The organism is Pseudomonas sp. Irchel 3F3 (assembly GCF_900187545.1).
GTDB lineage: Bacteria > Pseudomonadota > Gammaproteobacteria > Pseudomonadales > Pseudomonadaceae > Aquipseudomonas > Aquipseudomonas fortuita.
Window position 1 is genome coordinate 151,752 of the sequence record NZ_FYDS01000008.1, and the last position, 17,221, is coordinate 168,972.

Genomic DNA, 17,221 nt, shown 5'->3' on the forward strand with positions numbered 1-17,221 from the left:
CTGAACCATGGCACTGGCCAAGCGCATCATCCCTTGCCTGGACGTGGACAACGGCCGGGTGGTCAAGGGCGTCAAGTTCGAGAACATCCGTGATGCCGGCGACCCGGTGGAAATTGCCCGTCGCTACAACGAGCAGGGTGCCGACGAAATCACCTTCCTCGACATCACCGCCAGCGTCGATGGCCGCGATACCACTTTGCATACCGTCGAGCGCATGGCCAGCCAGGTGTTCATCCCGCTGACCGTGGGTGGTGGCGTGCGTACCGTGCAGGACATCCGCAACCTGCTCAATGCCGGTGCCGACAAGGTTTCGATCAACACGGCTGCGGTGTTCAACCCGGAGTTTGTGGGCGAGGCAGCGGACCGTTTCGGTTCGCAGTGCATCGTTGTCGCCATCGATGCCAAGAAGGTGTCCGGGCCAGGTGAAACGCCGCGCTGGGAAATCTTCACCCACGGTGGGCGCAAGCCGACCGGGCTGGATGCGGTCGAATGGGCGAAGAAGATGGAAGGCCTGGGTGCAGGCGAGATCCTGCTGACCAGCATGGACCAGGACGGGATGAAGAACGGCTTCGACCTGGGTGTTACCCGCGCCATCAGTGATGCGCTGGGCATTCCGGTCATTGCTTCGGGTGGTGTGGGTAACCTGCAGCACCTGGCTGACGGCATTCTGGAAGGGCATGCCAGCGCGGTGCTGGCGGCCAGTATCTTCCACTTTGGCGAGTACACGGTGCCGGAGGCCAAGGCCTACATGGCTTCGCGCGGGATCGTCGTTCGCTGATCCATTGATTGGGGCTGCTTTGCAGCCCTTCGCGGGCACGCCCGCTCCCACAGGGATCTCTCCAAACCTGTGGGAGCGGGCGTGCACGCGAAGGGCCGCAACGCGGCCCCAATTGCCTCAACCGTGGTTCTTGCCGAGCAACGCGTGATACAGCTCGGTATCCCCAAGAATCCCCACCACCCTGTCGTTATCCTGCAGCACCAGCTTGTTGCCGGTTTGATAACGAATCTGCAGCGCCTCGCGCATGCCGATGTCGGCGTGCACCACGGTCGGCCTGCGCTGCAGCAGCTCCACATCCTGCCCTGGTGCCCAGTTCTGCATGTCCAGCCCGTTCTGGCCCTGGCGTGCACGCTTGAGCGCGCCACCTTCGCCCAGGTCCAGCCATGAATCGATACCTGGGTCCAGGCATACCGAGCCATTGACCCGCTTGCAGTTGTCCAGGCTACGCATCAGGCTGCGGCCGCACAGCACGTTCAGCGGGTTGGTGTGGGCGACGAAGGTACGCACGTACTCGTCGGCCGGGTTGAGCACGATCTCCTCTGGCTTGCTGTACTGGATGATCCGCCCGTCCTTCATGATTGCAATGCGGGTACCCAGCTTCAGTGCCTCGTCCAGGTCGTGGCTGACGAACACGATGGTCTTGCTGAGCTTGGCCTGCAGGCCCAGCAGTTCGTCTTGCAGGCCCTGGCGGATCAGCGGGTCGAGGGCCGAGAACGGTTCGTCCATCAGCAGAATGTCGGCATCCATCGCCAGCGCCCGGGCCAGGCCCACGCGTTGCTGCATGCCGCCAGACAGCTCGTCCGGCTTTTTGTTGCGCCACTGGGTCAGGCCCACCAGCTCAAGCTTCTCGTCGACCAGCTTGCGCCGTTCCTTTTCAGGGCGGCCCTGCATTTCCAGGCCAAAGCTGATGTTCTCGCGCACCGTCAGCCAGGGCATCAGGGCGAACTTCTGGAACACCATGGCAATGCGCTTGGTGCGCATCATTTTCAGCTCGGCCGGGCTGCAGTGGGCAATGTCGATGTGCTTGCCTTCGTGCTCGACAAACAGCTTGCCGCGGCTGACGGTGTTGAGGCCGTTGATGCAGCGCAGCAGGCTCGATTTGCCCGAGCCGGACAAGCCCATCAGCACGCAGATCTCGCCCTTGTTGATATCAAGGTTGGCCTTTTCGACGCCGACCACCAGGCCGGTCTGCTTGAGGATCTGTTCGCGGGTCTTGCCCTGGTCCAGCAGCGACAGTGCTTCACGCGGCTTGTTGGAGAAAATGACGTCGACGTCTTCGAAACGAATGATGCTCATGCCTCACCCCTTACCGGCAGTTCCGGTTGCTTGCAGATACGGTCGAGCATGATTGCCAGCAGCACGATCGCCAGGCCCGCTTCGAAGCCCAGGGAGATATCAGCGGTGTTCAGTGCGTTGACCACAGGTTTGCCCAGGCCGTCGGCGCCCACCAGGGCGGCGATCACCACCATCGACAACGACAGCATGATGCACTGGGTGACGCCGGCGGCGATGCTTGGCATCGCATGCGGCAGTTCGATACGGGTGAGCAGTTGGCGCCGCGAGCAGCCAAACGCCTTGCCGGCGTCCATCAGCTCTTGCGGGACGTCACAGATGCCCAGGTAGGTGAGGCGGATTGGCGCTGCGATGGCGAACACCACGGTAGAGATCAGCCCCGGTACCACACCCAGGCCGAACAGGGTCAGGGTAGGGATCAGGTAGACGAAGGTGGGCACCGTCTGCATCAGGTCGAGCACCGGGCGCATGGCGGTATAGAACATCGGTTTGTGAGCGGCAAGGATGCCCAGCGGCACGCCGATCACCACACATACCACCGTGGCGAAGGTCACCTGCGCCAGGGTTTCCATGGTTTCCTGCCAGTAACCCAGGTTGAAGATCAGCAGGAATGAAAGGGCAACGAATGCGGTCAGCCCCCACTTGCGCTGGATCAGGTGCGCCAGGCCGGCGAACAGGGCGATGAGGACGAACGGGTTGAACCAGGTCAGGGCACTGGTGACCCCATGGATCATGAATTCCAGGCCTTGCGCGATGGCGTCGAAGTAATTCGCGCCGTTCTGGGTCAGCCACTCGACGAACGACGCGATGTACTGGCCCAGGGGTATTTTCTGATCGATAAGCATGATAGCGAGCTTCCACCTGCATAGATTGAAATCAACCCGGGGCAGGCACGGTCCTGCCCCGAGGTAGCGCTACTGCGTGGTTCGTTATTGCGCGAGCTTGGCCTTGGCCGCCTCAAGGCCGGGTTTGCCATCAACAGTGGTAACGCCGGCAAGCCAGGTGTCCAGCTTGCCGGGGTTGTCTTTAAGCCACTTCTTGGCGGCTGCTTCGGGTTTCATCTTGTCGTCCAGGACATAGCCCATCATGGTGCTTTCATCCTTGAGCTCGAACGACAGGTTCTTGAGCAGTTGGCCAACGTTGCTGCATTCCTGCGTGTAGCCTTTGCGGGTATTGGTCAATACGGTTGCCTTGCCGAAATCGGGGCCGAAGAAGTCGTCCCCGCCGGTGAGGTACTGCATCTTGAAACGGGTGTTCATCGGGTGCGGTTCCCAGCCCAGGAATACCAGCGCCTCGCCGCGTTTCTGCGCGCGGTCGACCTGCGACAGCATGCCGGCCTCGCTCGATTGCACAATCTTGAAACCGGCGTCTTTCAGGCCGAAGGCGTTCTTGTCGATCATGCTCTGGATGGTGCGGTTGCCATCGTTGCCGGGCTCGATGCCGTAGATCTTGCTGTCCAGTTCCTTCTTGAACTTGGGAATGTCGGCGAAATCTTTCAGGCCCTTGTCGTACAGCGCCTGGGGCACGGCCAAGGTGTACTTGGCGTTTTCCAGGTTGGCGCGCACCGTTTCCACGGTGCCGGCGTCGCGGTACTGCTTGATGTCGTTCTCCATGGTCGGCATCCAGTTGCCGAGAAACACGTCCAGGTCCTTGCCGGTGGCCAGCGACTTGTAGGTCACCGGTACCGAGATCATGGTGGTGTGGGTTTTGTAACCCAGGGCTTCGAGCACAACGCTGGTGGTCGCGGTGGTGACTGTGATGTCGGTCCAGCCGACGTCGGAGAAACGTACCGTCTGACACTGCTCGGGTTCGGCGGCCTGGGCCAGCAAGGGCGTGGACAGCAACGCAACCAGCAACAGCGAGGGTGAACCTTTCATGGATGGACTCCTGAGGTATTGTCTTCGGGTTCGCGTGGGTCGCCGGGCTTTCTGAGGGTCCGGTCGACCAGGCCTGCAGAGGGCAGGATGCGTGGCCGTGCTTTACGAGTCGCTTTCGATAATCCTCCAGCGCCGGGCAATCGCCTACTGGTAGGGTCGTATCCAGTACGGAACGGGTCGTATCCAGTAAGGGCGATGTCGCTTATAGGTTTATCCACCCCCTCGGCCGCATTTTTGCGTCACCTGGCCGCCGGAAAGCGGCGTGGTGAGGGCCGCTCCTTGAGCAAAAACAGCGCGGCGCGGCTGGACAAAAGTACGTCGGTTGCAGACGGCGAGGGGTGCGGTAAAAGCCCGATGATGCTGGCATTCAAGGCGGCCCGCTGTTTGAGCCTAGCAGCTGCCCCGCCCTGCGCATGGCGCGCAGAGACAAGCCCAGCAAGAGGTGATTCGACAATGGCCATCAGCGTGTTCGACCTGTTCAAGATCGGTGTCGGGCCCTCCAGCTCCCACACCGTCGGCCCCATGCGTGCTGGCGCCCTGTTCGTTCAGGGCCTGCGCGAACGCGGCGAGCTGGACCGTGTAAAACGGATCGAAGTGCGCCTGTATGGCTCGCTGTCGGCCACCGGCATCGGTCACGGCACCGACAACGCCACCATCATGGGCCTGATGGGCGAGTGGCCTGACGCCATTGATCCCACCTGCATCGTCCCGCGCATCGCCGACCTGCGCGAAACCAACACCCTGCAGCTGGATAGCCGCCTGCCCATCGAGTTCATCTGGGCCCGCGACATGCTGCTGCTGGACGAAAACCTGCCGTACCACCCCAACGCCATGACCCTGGTTGCCGAAGGCGAGCAGGGCGAGTTGCACCGCGACACTTACTACTCGGTGGGGGGCGGCTTTGTGGTCGATGCCGCCCAGGCCGCCAGCGGTGTGCTGGATGCCGACCAGACGGTGTTGCCGTACGATTTCAACAGCGCTGCCGAACTGCTGCGCCTGTGCAAGCAAAACGACCTCAGCGTGTCGCAATTGATGATGGCCAACGAGAAGGTCTGGCGCAGCGAGGAAGAGATCCGCGCCGGCCTGCACAAGCTCTGGGAAGCCATGCAGGAATGCGTCAACAATGGGCTTAAAGCCGAGGGTACGCTGCCCGGCGGGCTGAACGTGCGCCGCCGTGCCGCCAAGCTGCACCGCAGCCTGCAGGAGATCGGCAAGCCCAACGTGATCGGCTCGACGATGAGTGCCATGGAGTGGGTCAACCTGTTCGCCCTGGCAGTCAACGAAGAGAACGCCGCCGGTGGCCGCATGGTTACCGCGCCTACCAATGGCGCGGCTGGCATCATCCCGGCAGTGCTGCACTACTACATGCGCTTTAGCGATGAGGTGAACGAGTGCAGCGTTGTCGATTACTTCCTGGCTGCGGCTGCCGTTGGCATCCTGTGCAAGAAGAACGCGTCGATTTCCGGTGCCGAAGTGGGCTGCCAGGGTGAAGTCGGCTCAGCCTGCGCCATGGCGGCGGCAGGGCTTGCCGAAGTGCTGGGCGCTACCCCGCCACAGTTGGAGAACGCGGCCGAAATCGCCTTGGAACACAACCTCGGCCTGACTTGCGACCCGGTCGGCGGTTTGGTGCAGGTGCCGTGCATCGAGCGCAACGCGATTGCTGCGGTAAAAGCCATCAACGCGGTGCAAATGGCGCTGCGCGGTGACGGCGAACACTTCATCTCCCTCGATCAGGTGATCCGTACCATGCGTGACACCGGGGCCGACATGCACGACAAGTACAAAGAGACCTCGCGCGGTGGCCTGGCGGTCAGCGTTATCGAGTGCTGATCACTACCAGGTTTGCTGGCCACTTCGCGGGTGAACCCGCTTCCACAGGAATTGTGCAGTACCTGTGGGAGCGGGTTCACCCGCGAAGCGGCCTTTGAAGGTTGATGCAGGTGCAACATAACCACCAATGCCTCCTTATGGTGCGCCCGGCGCCTACCGATCGTCGGGTGTCGCTATCAGTGTGGGCATTGTCGGTGACACTCAAGAGTGTCGTTTCTGGGCAACTTGCAGTGCACGTGTCACCGAATTGCTCAGCCGTTACACGCACGGCGCCTAGCACGCCTGTTTTGCGACTGTCTGCCAACTCGGCCGAAGCCCCTGATTTGCCTGATGAAGGTGTCGTTTTCAGGTTTTTTTGGATAGCCGTTCAATTTCAGGCACGGCCTTTGCGTTGATATTGGCAAACATGCCCCCGGAAAATGACCGAGGGGTCATAACAAGAAATCAGTGTCCGCCTGAGGCACACCCTGCATTTGTGTGAGGAGAAATCGCGATGACGTCGTACACCTCCGGGACCCCAACCCAGAACCGCACAGCACCCCAGTCCATCGGGTTTCTTCTACTGGACAATTTCACCCTGATTTCCCTGGCATCGGCTGTCGAGCCGCTGCGTATGGCCAACCAGCTGTCCGGCCGCGAGCTGTATCGCTGGCACACCCTGACGGTCGACGGCGGCCAGGTCTGGGCCAGCGACGGCCTGCAGATCACCCCGGATGCCGCCATGCACAGCGCGCCGCCCATCGATACCGTGATCGTCTGCGGTGGGGTAGGTATCCAGCGCACCGTTACCCGTGAGCATGTCACCTGGCTGCAAGCCCAGGCCCGCCAGTCGCGCCGCCTGGGCGCGGTGTGCACTGGCAGCTGGGCCCTGGCCTGTGCCGGGCTGCTCGACGGTTTCGATTGCAGTGTGCACTGGGAGTGTCTGGCGGCCATGCAGGAGGCCTACCCGCGGGTGAACATGAGCACCCGGCTGTTCACCCTCGACCGCAATCGCTTCACCAGCTCTGGCGGCACTGCACCGCTGGACATGATGTTGCACCTGATCAGCCGCGACCATGGCCGCGAGCTGTCGGCGGCCATTTCCGAGATGTTCGTGTACGAGCGCATCCGCAACGAGCAGGACCACCAACGCGTGCCGCTCAAGCACATGCTGGGTACCAACCAGCCAAAGCTGCAGGAAATCGTGGCGCTGATGGAGGCCAACCTCGAAGAGCCGATCGACCTCGACGAACTGGCGGTGTACGTGTCGGTGTCGCGTCGCCAGCTTGAGCGGCTGTTCCAGAAGTACCTGCACTGCTCGCCATCGCGTTACTACCTGAAACTGCGCCTGATTCGTGCGCGGCAGTTGCTCAAGCAGACGCCGATGTCGATCATCGAAGTGGCGTCGGTGTGCGGCTTTGTGTCCACACCGCACTTCTCCAAGTGCTACCGCGAGTACTTCGGCATTCCGCCGCGTGACGAGCGCGTGGGGTCCAACACTGCGCAGCAGGTGGCCATGATGCCGATTCCGCAGGCCATGACCCTGTCGCCGCACAGTGGGCCAATGGCGGCCCTGAGCCAGGCGCGCAACGAGTCGACCTTTGCCAGTGTAAGGCTCTGATATCGAGTCGACTCTTATGCGGGGCAAGCCCGGCCCCACGAGTCGACCGCTGAAGCTGAACCAGCGGTGGCCTGCTCCCACAGGCCATCTGCTGAGTGTGAACCGGCGTTGAGCCTGTGGGAGCGGGCTTGTTCCGCGAAGGGGCCGGTCCTGGATGAATGAGTTACGCGCGTTTGTTGAACGCCGCCAACGCCGGCAACAACTGCTTGTCGATCGCCTGGCGCACTGCCGGCAAAATCGTCGCGCTGCCGGTATACATCTGCTCGACCATCCCTTTCAGTGCCCGCGCATTGGGCTCGGTCAGCCCGCATACCACCGCCTCGCAGGCCTGCTCGGCAGTGGCCCCGGCGGGGATGTCGAAACCGCGCGCGCGCAGGTGGCCTGCCAGGTCGTCCTGATCAATCAAATCCGCATGCATCATGGCTGTTGTCCCTTTTATCGCGAAGAGAGTGCTGCTGTGATTTACGACCGATTCTGTGTCTGCAGCGACAGGCCCGCAAGGGCTGAATGTCGCAATGGCTGGTTTGGCTAAGAACAGGTCGTTCCCGGCTAATTGCCGCTTCCGGGAAGCCAGCAGACTGCAGTCATTCACGGTCCACGAGGGTTTGGTCACCCTCACTCATGCACAGTGGATGTTGCTCGCTCTTGACCCCGGATGCTCACGGCTTTCCGGGGTTATTTTTTTGAGCGCTCAGTGGGGTAATTGCAGGACGCGGCCGATGAATTGCGCAGCAGGCAAGTCGCGCTGGCTATCTGCGAGGTTTTGCAGCAATTGCGCACTCTGTTCACTAAAAGGTGCTGACTTCGGCCCCGCCAGGTCTACATGCAACAGCATCTGCTCACTTGCAGCCAGCACCTCGTCGAACCCGGCCCGGTGCAGGCTGTGGTAGACGTGCAGGCGCTTGCGGTCGAACCCGATGATCTGCGTCTGCACCCACACCTCGGCCCCCAGCTTCACCTCATGCAGGTAGTTGATGTGCGCCTCCAGGGTAAACAGGGAATTTCCGCTTTGCCCACGGCTGTCGGCGTCCAGGCCGATGCGCTCCATCAGCGCATCGGTGGCGTAGCTGAAAATCAGCAGGTAGAAGGCATCGCGCAGATGCCCGTTGTAATCGACCCAGTCCTCCTGGACTGGGGTGCGGTAGGTCACAAGTGCGGGCATTGCTTACTCCTCAATCGCCAAAGGCCATGCCGTGTGTGGCCTTGCTGGTCTTCACAGCCTCCAGCACCGCCAGCAGGGTGTCATCACGATAGCGCTCCAGCGCGGCGATGCTGCGCTCGCCCAGTTGCTCCGAGGTGCCGTCCACCACATCGTCGATCAGCTTGTCGGTCAGCTCTGGTGCCGGCAGGTACGTCCAGGGCAGCTTGAGGGCCGGGCCGAACTGCGACATGAAGTGGCGCATGCCGGCATCGCCACCGGCCAGGGTGTAGGTGAGGAAAGTGCCCATGAACGACCACCGCAGGCCTGCGCCAAAGCGGATGGCATCGTCGATCTCACCGGTGGTCGCCACGCCATCGTTGACCAGGTGCAGCGCCTCGCGCCACAGCGCTTCGAGCAGGCGGTCGGCAATGAAACCGGGCACTTCCTTGCGTACATGCAACGGGCGCATGCCCAGCGCGGTGTAGATGGTCTTTGCCGCCTCGATGGCTTCAGGCGCGGTACGCTTGCCGCCGACGATTTCGACCAACGGTAGCAGGTAAACCGGGTTGAACGGGTGGCCGACCACGCAGCGTTCGGGGTGGGTAGCCGACTCGTAGAACTCGCTGGGCAGCAGGCCTGAAGTGCTGGAACCGATGATGGCCTCGGGCTTGGCGGCGGCGCTGATTTTTGCGTGCAGGTCGAGCTTGAGGTCCAGCCGCTCGGGTGCGCTTTCCTGGATGAAATCGGCGTCGCGTACGCATTCTTCGAGGGTGCTGACGACTTTCAGCCGACCCTGTGATGCACCTTGGGCCAGGCCCTGTTTTTCAAGCGCCGGCCACGCGTTGGCGATGCGCTTGCGCAGTGCTTGCTCGGCACCGGGCGCCGGGTCCCAGGCGACCACGTCCAGGCCGTGGGCAAGGGCGCGGGCAACCCAGCCGCTGCCGATTACGCCGCTACCCAGCGCGGCGAAGGTCTTGATCTCGGTGATGAAGGGCATATCAGTCTCCTGAAGTGATCAGCGGCGTTTGAGGTTCATCTTTTCCCGGCCTTCTGCCGGGGTCAGCACGCGGGCACCGAGGCGCGAAATGATCTCCACCGCCCGCTCGACCAACTGGCCGTTGCTGGCCAGCACCCCGCGGTCCAGGTACAGGTTGTCTTCCAGGCCTACCCGCACATTGCCGCCGAGTAACACAGCTTGCGCGGCCATCGGCATCTGCATGCGTCCGATGCCGAAGCCAGCCCAGGTGACATTGGCGGGCAGGTTGTCGACCATCGCCTTCATGGTGGTGGTGTCGGCCGGTGCGCCCCAGGGAATGCCCAGGCACAGCTGGAACAGCGGGTCTTCGAGCAGCCCTTCCTTGATCATCTGCTTGGCGAACCACAGGTGGCCGGTGTCGAAAATTTCCAGTTCAGCTTTCACGCCCAGTTCGGTGATGCGTTTGGCGCCGGCGCGCAGTTGCGCCGGGGTGGAGACGTAGATCGAATTGCCGTCGCCGAAGTTGAGCGTGCCGCAGTCGAGGGTGCAGATTTCCGGCAACAGGGCCTCGACATGGGCCAGGCGCTCCAGCGGGCCGATCAGGTCGGTGCCCGGGCCGAACTCCAGGGGCGTTTCGCCTGGGCCGATTTCCAGGTCGCCACCCATGCCGGCGGTGAGGTTGACGATGATGTCCACATCGGCCTCGCGGATGCGTTCCATGACTTCGCGGTAAAGGTTTACGTCGCGGCTGAAACGGCCGGTTTGCGGGTCGCGGACATGGCAGTGGACCACGGTGGCGCCGGCTTTGGCGGCTTCGACGGCGGATTCGGCGATCTGCTTGGGGGTGACCGGGACCAAGTGGCTTTTCGAGGCGGTGTCACCGGCGCCGGTGAGGGCGCAGGTGATGATGACGTCGTGGTTCATGGCGGTTCCTTGTAGTGTCTGTGATGGCCCTTTCGCGGGGCGAGCCCGCTCCCACAGGATCAGCGAGATCCTGAGTTTTACGCTGTACCTGTGGGAGCGGGCTTGCCCCGCGAAGAGGCCGGATCAGTTGGCGGTGAGCTTGAGGTTCTCGGCCGCAGGCTTGCCGTCGAAGGTGGTGACCCCTTCGAGCCAGCGGGCCTTGTCGTCGGGGTGGTCGTTGAGCCACTGGCGGGCCGATTCCAGTGCGTCCTTGTGGTCGAGCAGCGGCTGCATCATGCGGCTCTCGTCCTCGGCGCTGAAGTTCAGGTTGGCCAGCAGGCGGTGGGCGTTGGGGCAGCGTTCGGCGTAGTCCGGCGCAGTTACCGTCCATACCGTGGCGCGGCCTTCGTCAGGGCCCAAGGCATCCTGGCTGTCACCCAGGTAGGCCATGTCGATGTTCACGTTCATCGGGTGCGGCGCCCAGCCGAAGAACACCACGGCCTCCTTGCGGCGCACGGCGCGGTCGACGGCAGCGAGCATGCCGGCCTCGCTGGACTCGACCAGCTGGAACTTGCCCAGGCCGAACTGGTTCTTGGTGATCATGGCCTTGATCTGGGTGTTGGCGCCCGAGCCTGGCTCGATGCCATAAATCTTGCCGCCCAGCTCTTTCTCGAACTTGTGAATGTCGGCGAAGGTCTTCAGGCCTTTGTCATACAGGTACTTCGGCACTGCCAGGGTCGCCCGCGCATCTTCCAGGCTGGGCTTTTCCAGTACCTTTACCTGCTGGGCATCGATGAACGGTGTGATGGTCTGGGTCATGATCGGGTTCCAGTAACCCAGGAACATGTCCAGGCGCTTGTCGCGGATGCCGGCGAAAATGATCTGCTGCGAAGCGCTGGTCTGTTTGGTCTGGTAGCCCAGGCCATCAAGCAGCACCTGGGCCATGGCGCTGGTGGCGATGACATCGGTCCAGTTGACCACGCCCAGGCGCACGTTCTTGCAGGCCGCGGGCTCTGCGGCGTAAAGCGGGGAAGTGGCGATGCTACTCAGGGCAAGGGTCAACAGGCTGCGGCGGATCAAGCTGTGCATGGTGGCTCTCCATCGGCAGTGCATATTGTTATGGGGTTCGGTCTCTCTGGACCGTGTGAACACGCTACGCTGCTGGCAGGGTGAAAAATCGCACCCTGGCGACCAACACTTGCACGGAGGCGACCACCTTTGCCGTGGAGCATGCAATGCTGCAAACCATTCATTTTCTGCTGTTGCCCGGGTTCTCGGCCATGGGCTTCATCAGTGCCCTGGAGCCGCTGCGGGTAGCCAACCGGTTCAAGGGCCCGTCGTACCGCTGGCAGGTGCTGAGCCTGGATGGCGGGGCGGTGCAGGCCAGCAACGGCATGTCGGTGAACGCCGATGCGGCGTTGGCCGCGGGCGAGCCTGCGGGCATTTTGCTGATCGTGGCCGGTTTCGATCCCCTGGCCTGTTACGGGCCGGGCCTGCAGCAGGCGCTACGCCGCCTGGACCACGACGGGGTGATCCTGGGCGGTATCGATACTGGCGCCGTTGTACTGGCCGAGTCCGGCCTGCTCGACGGCCACCGCGCCACCGTGCACTGGGAGGCGCTGGAGGCGTTCAAGGAGAACTACCCGAGCCTGCAGGCGACCCAGGAGTTGTTCGAGATCGACCGCCGGCGTATCACCTGCGCTGGCGGTACGGCGTCCATTGACCTGATGCTCGACCTGATTGCACAGGCCCATGGCAGCGAGTTGGCGGTGCAGGTGTCGGAGCAATTCGTGCTCGGGCGTATCCGCCAGCGACAAGACCATCAGCGCATGCAGATCGCCAGCCGCTATGGCATCAGCAACAAGAAGCTGGTGAAGGTGATTGGCGAAATGGAGCGCAATACCGAGCAGCCACTCAATACCCAGGTGCTGGCAGAAGCGGTGCAGGTGACCCGGCGGCAGCTGGAACGGCTGTTTCGTGTGCACCTGGACGACACGCCCAGTGGTTTCTATTTGCGACTGCGGCTGGATAAGGCCAGGCAGTTGTTGCGCCAGACCGACATGAGTGTGCTGGAGGTGGGCGTGGCGTGTGGGTTTGAGTCGGCTTCGTATTTTACCCGCTGTTATAGGGCCCGGTATCATCGTTGCCCGCGGGAGGACAGGTTGGCCAGGGCGGTTTGATGTTTGTCAGTGCTGGCCTCTTCGCGGGACAAGCCCGCTCCCACAGGGACCCCACATCTCTCAGGCTCTATTGAGTCCTGGGCCACAGGACCATGGCAGTCCTCAGTGGCTGAGGTGATCCTGTGGGAGCGGGCTTGTCCCGCGAAGAGGCCGGTGCAGGTTTACTGCTGGCCAATGGACTGCAAATACTCCGACCGGTCATCACTGCGCTGGGCCACGCAGGTATCCCAGGCCGCCTGGAATGCCTTGCTCCCCGCCTTTTCGGCATAGGTCTCGACCTTGCAATCAGCATCGCGCAGTTGCATCCACAGCTTCTCTGCCGCGTCCATGCGCCCGATCAGGGCAGTGGCCTGGTCGCCTTCGTCGGCATATTGATCGCGAATGCGCTGGATCAAGTCATCGTAAGCCGACTTCAGTTCCCGCTCTGCCGTCTGCTTGTTGAACGCCGCGCAGGCGTAGGTCTGCTGGTCGGTCTCGACGTTGTCGCACGGGGTGCTTTCTTCCTCGCCGGCGTGGGCGCCCGATACGACGGCCAGCAATACCAGCCATGCCAATGATTTCATCCCTTTTCTCCTCAACAGGCTGACGAATCGCAGGATTCTCGCTCAGACGACGGCGCTGTGGTAGCCACCTGTCCAAATGTTCATAAAGCCGCCAGAAAGGTCGTTATCGAGACTGTCTCTCATCGCCAGACGGCGTGCCAGAGGGCGTGTTGTCGCGCATTGACGCTTTCGGCAAACCCCCTGTCGTTTTTGCATCGGGGCGTCATTGGGCACAGGCATATGCTGGCCCCAAAGCGCCGGCACAAGGTTTGGCGCCAACCATTCAATAAAAGGGGACAGCCTGATGAGCCCAGCCGAACTTCACGCCGACAGCATCGTCATCGACGGCCTGATCATTGCCAAATGGAACCGCGAGCTGTTCGAGGACATGCGCAAAGGCGGGCTGACTGCGGCCAACTGCACGGTGTCGGTCTGGGAAGGGTTCAAGGCTACCGTCGACAACATTGCCTCCAGCCAGAAGCTGATCCGTGACAACAGCGACCTGGTGATGCCGGTGCGCACCACCGCCGACATCCGCAAGGCCAAGGAGCTGGGCAAGACTGGCATCCTGTTCGGCTTCCAGAACGCCCATGCGTTCGAAGACCAGATCGCTTACGTTGACGTGTTCAAGCAGCTGGGCGTAGGCATCGTGCAGATGTGCTACAACACCCAGAACCTGGTGGGCACCGGCTGCTACGAGCGTGACGGCGGGCTGTCGGGCTTCGGCCGCGAGATCGTCGCGGAAATGAACCGCGTCGGCATCATGTGCGACCTGTCCCACGTCGGCTCCAAGACTTCCGAAGAGGTCATCCTCGAATCGAAAAAGCCGGTGTGCTACTCGCACTGCCTGCCATCGGGCCTGAAAGAGCACCCGCGCAACAAGTCGGATGAAGAGCTGAAGTTCATCGCCGACCACGGCGGCTTCGTCGGCGTGACCATGTTCGCGCCGTTCCTGGCCAAAGGCATCGACTCCACCATCGACGACTACGCCGAAGCCATTGAGTACACCATGAACATTGTCGGTGAAGACGCCATCGGTATCGGTACCGACTTCACCCAGGGCCACGGCCAGGACTTCTTCGAGTACCTGACCCACGACAAGGGCTACGCCCGCCGCCTCACCAACTTCGGCAAGATCATCAACCCGCTGGGCATCCGCACCGTGGGCGAATTCCCCAACCTCACCGAAACCTTGCTCAAGCGCGGCCATTCCGAGCGTGTGGTGCGCAAGATCATGGGCGAGAACTGGGTCAACGTCCTCAAGGACGTCTGGGGCGAGTAAGCCGCTCTCCAAGCCTGAAAGCCCCTGCCAGCAACGCCGGGGCACCCACATAAAAATTTTATGGAGTTGAGTTTCCATGGCCAAGATCGCCCCGCAATTGCCAATCGAAGTCGACAGCGAAACCGGTGTCTGGACCAGCGACGCCTTGCCGATGCTGTACGTGCCGCGCCACTTCTTCGTCAACAACCACATGGGCATCGAGGAAGTGCTGGGCGCCGACGCCTATGCCGAGATCCTCTACAAGGCCGGCTACAAGTCCGCCTGGCACTGGTGTGAAAAAGAAGCCGAGTGCCATGGCCTTGAAGGCGTAGCGGTGTTCGAGCACTACATGAAGCGCCTGAGCCAGCGTGGCTGGGGCCTGTTCGAGATCCAGGACATCGACCTGGACAAAGGCACCTGCAGCGTCAAGCTCAAGCACTCGGCGTTCGTGTACGTGTACGGCAAGTGTGGCCGCAAGGTCGACTACATGTTCACCGGCTGGTTCGCCGGCGCAATGGACCAGATTCTCGCTGCCCGCGGCAGCTCGATCCGCACCGTGGCCGAACAGGTCTACGGCGGGTCGGAAGAAGGCCGCGAAGATGGCCTGTTCGTTACAAAGCCGTTGTAAGCCGGAGATAGCGTCATGGCATTCGAAGCAATGTTCCAGCCGATCCAGATCGGCAAACTGACCATCCGCAACCGCGTGCTCAGCACCGCGCACGCCGAGGTTTACGCCACTGACGGCGGCATGACCACCGACCGCTATGTGAAGTACTACGAAGAGAAGGCCAAGGGCGGCATCGGCCTGGCGATCTGCGGCGGGTCGTCCGTTGTTGCCATCGACAGCCCGCAGGAATGGTGGGCGTCGGTCAACCTGTCCACCGACCGTATCATCCCGCACTTCCAGAACCTGGCTGACGCCATGCACAAGCATGGCGCCAAGATCATGATCCAGATTACCCACATGGGCCGTCGCTCGCGCTGGGACGGCTTCAACTGGCCGACCCTGATGTCGCCGTCGGGTATCCGTGAACCTGTGCACCGCGCCACCTGCAAGACCATCGAGGTGGAAGAGATCTGGCGCGTCATCGGCAACTACGCGCAGGCCGCGCGGCGTGCCAAAGAGGGCGGCCTGGACGGCGTGGAACTGTCGGCCGTGCACCAGCACATGATCGACCAGTTCTGGAGCCCGCGGGTCAACAAACGTACCGACGAATGGGGCGGCACGTTTGAAGGCCGCATGAAGTTCGGCCTGGAAGTACTGAAAGCGGTGCGCGCCGAAGTGGGTGACGACTTCTGTGTGGGCATGCGTATCTGTGGCGACGAGTTCCACCCTGATGGCCTCAGCCACGAGGACATGAAACAGATCGCCGCGTATTACGACGGCACCGGCATGCTCGACTTCATTGGCGTGGTCGGCTCGGGTTGCGACACCCACAACACCCTGGCCAACGTCATCCCGAACATGAGCTACCCGCCAGAGCCGTTCCTGCACCTGGCGGCCGGCATCAAGGAAGTGGTCAAGGTCCCGGTACTGCACGCGCAGAACATCAAGGACCCGAACCAGGCCACGCGCATTCTTGAAGGCGGCTACGTGGACATGGTCGGCATGACCCGTGCTCACATGGCTGACCCGCACCTGATCGCCAAGATCAAGATGGGCCAGATTGACCAGATCAAACAGTGCGTCGGCGCCAACTACTGCATCGACCGCCAGTACCAGGGCCTGGATGTACTGTGCATCCAGAACGCCGCCACCTCCCGTGAATACATGGGGGTGCCGCACATCATCGAGAAGACCACCGGCGTCAAGCGCAAGGTGGTGGTGGTTGGCGCAGGCCCGGCCGGCATGGAAGCGGCCCGCGTGGCCGCCGAACGTGGCCACGACGTGACCCTGTTCGAGAAAAAAGACCAGATCGGCGGGCAGATCACCATTGCCGCCAAGGCACCGCAGCGTGACCAGATCGCCGGTATTACCCGCTGGTACCAGCTGGAACTGGCGCGCCTGAAAGTGGACCTGCGCCTGGGGACCGCTGCCAGCGTGGACGCCATCCAGGACCTGCGCCCGGATGTCATCGTGCTGGCGGTGGGCGGCCATCCGTTCGTCGAGCAGAACGAGCACTGGGGCGCTGCCGAAGGGCTGGTGGTCAGCAGCTGGGACGTACTCGACGGCAAGGTTGCGCCGGGCAAGAACGTGCTGGTGTACGACACCATTTGTGAATTCACCGGCATGTCGGCAGCAGACTACATTGCCGACAAAGGCAGCCAGGTTGAAATCGTCACCGACGACATCAAGCCGGGCGTGGCCATGGGCGGCACGACCTTCCCGACCTACTACCGCAGCATGTACCCGAAAGAAGTGATCATGACCGGCGACATGATGCTGGAAAAGGTCTACCGCGAAGGCGACAAGCTGGTGGCGGTGCTGGAGAACGAATACACCGGCGCCAAGGAAGAACGCGTGGTCGACCAGGTGGTGATCGAGAACGGCGTGCGGCCTGATGAAGCACTGTACTACGCGCTGAAGGACGGCTCGCGCAACAAGGGCCAGATCGATGTGGAGGCGCTGTTCGCCATCAAGCCGCAGCCGATCCTCAGCCAGCCGGGCGAGGGCTACCTGCTGTATCGGATCGGCGACTGCGTGGCCCAGCGCAACGTGCATGCAGCGATCTACGACGCCTTGCGGCTGTGCAAGGATTTCTGATCCCGCGCGCCTAAACGCCGTAGACCCCTGTGGGAGCGGGCTTGCCCCGCGAATGCGTCAGCACCAACAACGATGTTGTCAGGCCGGACGTCTTCGCGGGACAAGCCCGCTCCCACAAGGGGCATAGCGGCGCAAG

General features: G+C 62.3%; 16 protein-coding genes. 7 read left to right on the top strand and 9 right to left on the bottom strand.

What is annotated here, in order from left to right:
• Positions 1-7: 7 nt before the first annotated feature.
• A complete protein-coding gene (hisF, locus tag CKW35_RS19135; protein WP_008091498.1) occupies positions 8-778 on the top strand; it encodes an imidazole glycerol phosphate synthase subunit HisF in 771 nt (256 codons plus the stop codon).
• A 117-nt stretch (positions 779-895) separates the two neighbouring features.
• On the opposite strand, the gene choV is transcribed toward hisF, so the two are convergent.
• From choV to CKW35_RS19150, 3 genes are all read right to left on the bottom strand, one after another.
• Entirely contained in the window at positions 896-2,074 is a 1,179-nt protein-coding gene (gene choV, locus CKW35_RS19140) for a choline ABC transporter ATP-binding protein (protein WP_016484509.1), read from the bottom strand.
• Entirely contained in the window at positions 2,071-2,919 is an 849-nt protein-coding gene (choW, locus tag CKW35_RS19145) for a choline ABC transporter permease subunit (protein WP_169725175.1), read from the bottom strand. Before choW ends, choV begins: the two co-directional genes overlap by 4 nt.
• Before the next feature lie 81 nt (positions 2,920-3,000).
• Complete coding sequence (locus CKW35_RS19150; RefSeq protein ID WP_016484511.1) at positions 3,001-3,948, bottom strand: choline ABC transporter substrate-binding protein; 948 nt, start codon at positions 3,946-3,948, stop codon at positions 3,001-3,003.
• 453 nt (positions 3,949-4,401) lie between these two features.
• Here CKW35_RS19150 and CKW35_RS19155 point away from each other — a divergent pair, with 453 nt between their 5' ends.
• Both CKW35_RS19155 and CKW35_RS19160 read left to right on the top strand, forming a co-directional pair.
• A complete protein-coding gene (locus tag CKW35_RS19155) occupies positions 4,402-5,778 on the top strand; it encodes an L-serine ammonia-lyase (protein ID WP_016484512.1) in 1,377 nt (458 codons plus the stop codon).
• A 493-nt stretch (positions 5,779-6,271) separates the two neighbouring features.
• Positions 6,272-7,378, top strand: a complete 1,107-nt coding sequence (locus CKW35_RS19160) for a GlxA family transcriptional regulator (protein WP_016484513.1) — start codon at positions 6,272-6,274, stop codon at positions 7,376-7,378.
• A gap of 163 nt (positions 7,379-7,541) precedes the next feature.
• On the opposite strand, the gene CKW35_RS19165 is transcribed toward CKW35_RS19160, so the two are convergent.
• From CKW35_RS19165 to choX, 5 genes are all read right to left on the bottom strand, one after another.
• On the bottom strand, positions 7,542-7,799 hold the full coding sequence (locus CKW35_RS19165; RefSeq protein WP_016484514.1) for a hypothetical protein: 258 nt from the start codon (positions 7,797-7,799) through the stop codon (positions 7,542-7,544).
• A gap of 270 nt (positions 7,800-8,069) precedes the next feature.
• The gene (locus CKW35_RS19170) at positions 8,070-8,540 is read right to left on the bottom strand and encodes a thioesterase family protein (protein WP_016484515.1); all 471 of its coding nucleotides are present in this window, start codon (positions 8,538-8,540) and stop codon (positions 8,070-8,072) included.
• A gap of 10 nt (positions 8,541-8,550) precedes the next feature.
• On the bottom strand, positions 8,551-9,516 hold the full coding sequence (locus CKW35_RS19175) for an L-carnitine dehydrogenase (RefSeq protein WP_016484516.1): 966 nt from the start codon (positions 9,514-9,516) through the stop codon (positions 8,551-8,553).
• An 18-nt stretch (positions 9,517-9,534) separates the two neighbouring features.
• Positions 9,535-10,419, bottom strand: coding sequence for a 3-keto-5-aminohexanoate cleavage protein (locus CKW35_RS19180; protein WP_016484517.1), 885 nt, complete (start codon positions 10,417-10,419; stop codon positions 9,535-9,537).
• Between the two features lie 123 nt (positions 10,420-10,542).
• Entirely contained in the window at positions 10,543-11,487 is a 945-nt protein-coding gene (gene choX / locus CKW35_RS19185; protein ID WP_016484518.1) for a choline ABC transporter substrate-binding protein, read from the bottom strand.
• Between the two features lie 146 nt (positions 11,488-11,633).
• Between choX and CKW35_RS19190 the strand changes: the two genes are divergently transcribed.
• Positions 11,634-12,578, top strand: coding sequence for a GlxA family transcriptional regulator (locus CKW35_RS19190; RefSeq protein ID WP_016484519.1), 945 nt, complete (start codon positions 11,634-11,636; stop codon positions 12,576-12,578).
• Positions 12,579-12,739: 161 nt separating this feature from the next.
• Here CKW35_RS19190 and CKW35_RS19195 read toward each other — a convergent pair whose 3' ends face one another.
• Complete coding sequence (locus CKW35_RS19195) at positions 12,740-13,141, bottom strand: lysozyme inhibitor LprI family protein (RefSeq protein ID WP_060518030.1); 402 nt, start codon at positions 13,139-13,141, stop codon at positions 12,740-12,742.
• Between the two features lie 283 nt (positions 13,142-13,424).
• Between CKW35_RS19195 and CKW35_RS19200 the strand changes: the two genes are divergently transcribed.
• The 3 genes from CKW35_RS19200 (at position 13,425) to dgcA (ending at position 17,085) form a co-directional block, all read left to right on the top strand.
• The gene (locus CKW35_RS19200; RefSeq protein WP_003255700.1) at positions 13,425-14,402 is read left to right on the top strand and encodes a dipeptidase; all 978 of its coding nucleotides are present in this window, start codon (positions 13,425-13,427) and stop codon (positions 14,400-14,402) included.
• A gap of 76 nt (positions 14,403-14,478) precedes the next feature.
• The gene (locus CKW35_RS19205; protein WP_095116628.1) at positions 14,479-15,009 is read left to right on the top strand and encodes a DUF5943 domain-containing protein; all 531 of its coding nucleotides are present in this window, start codon (positions 14,479-14,481) and stop codon (positions 15,007-15,009) included.
• Positions 15,010-15,024: 15 nt separating this feature from the next.
• Entirely contained in the window at positions 15,025-17,085 is a 2,061-nt protein-coding gene (dgcA, locus tag CKW35_RS19210; protein WP_016484521.1) for a dimethylglycine demethylation protein DgcA, read from the top strand.
• Positions 17,086-17,221 lie beyond the last annotated feature (136 nt).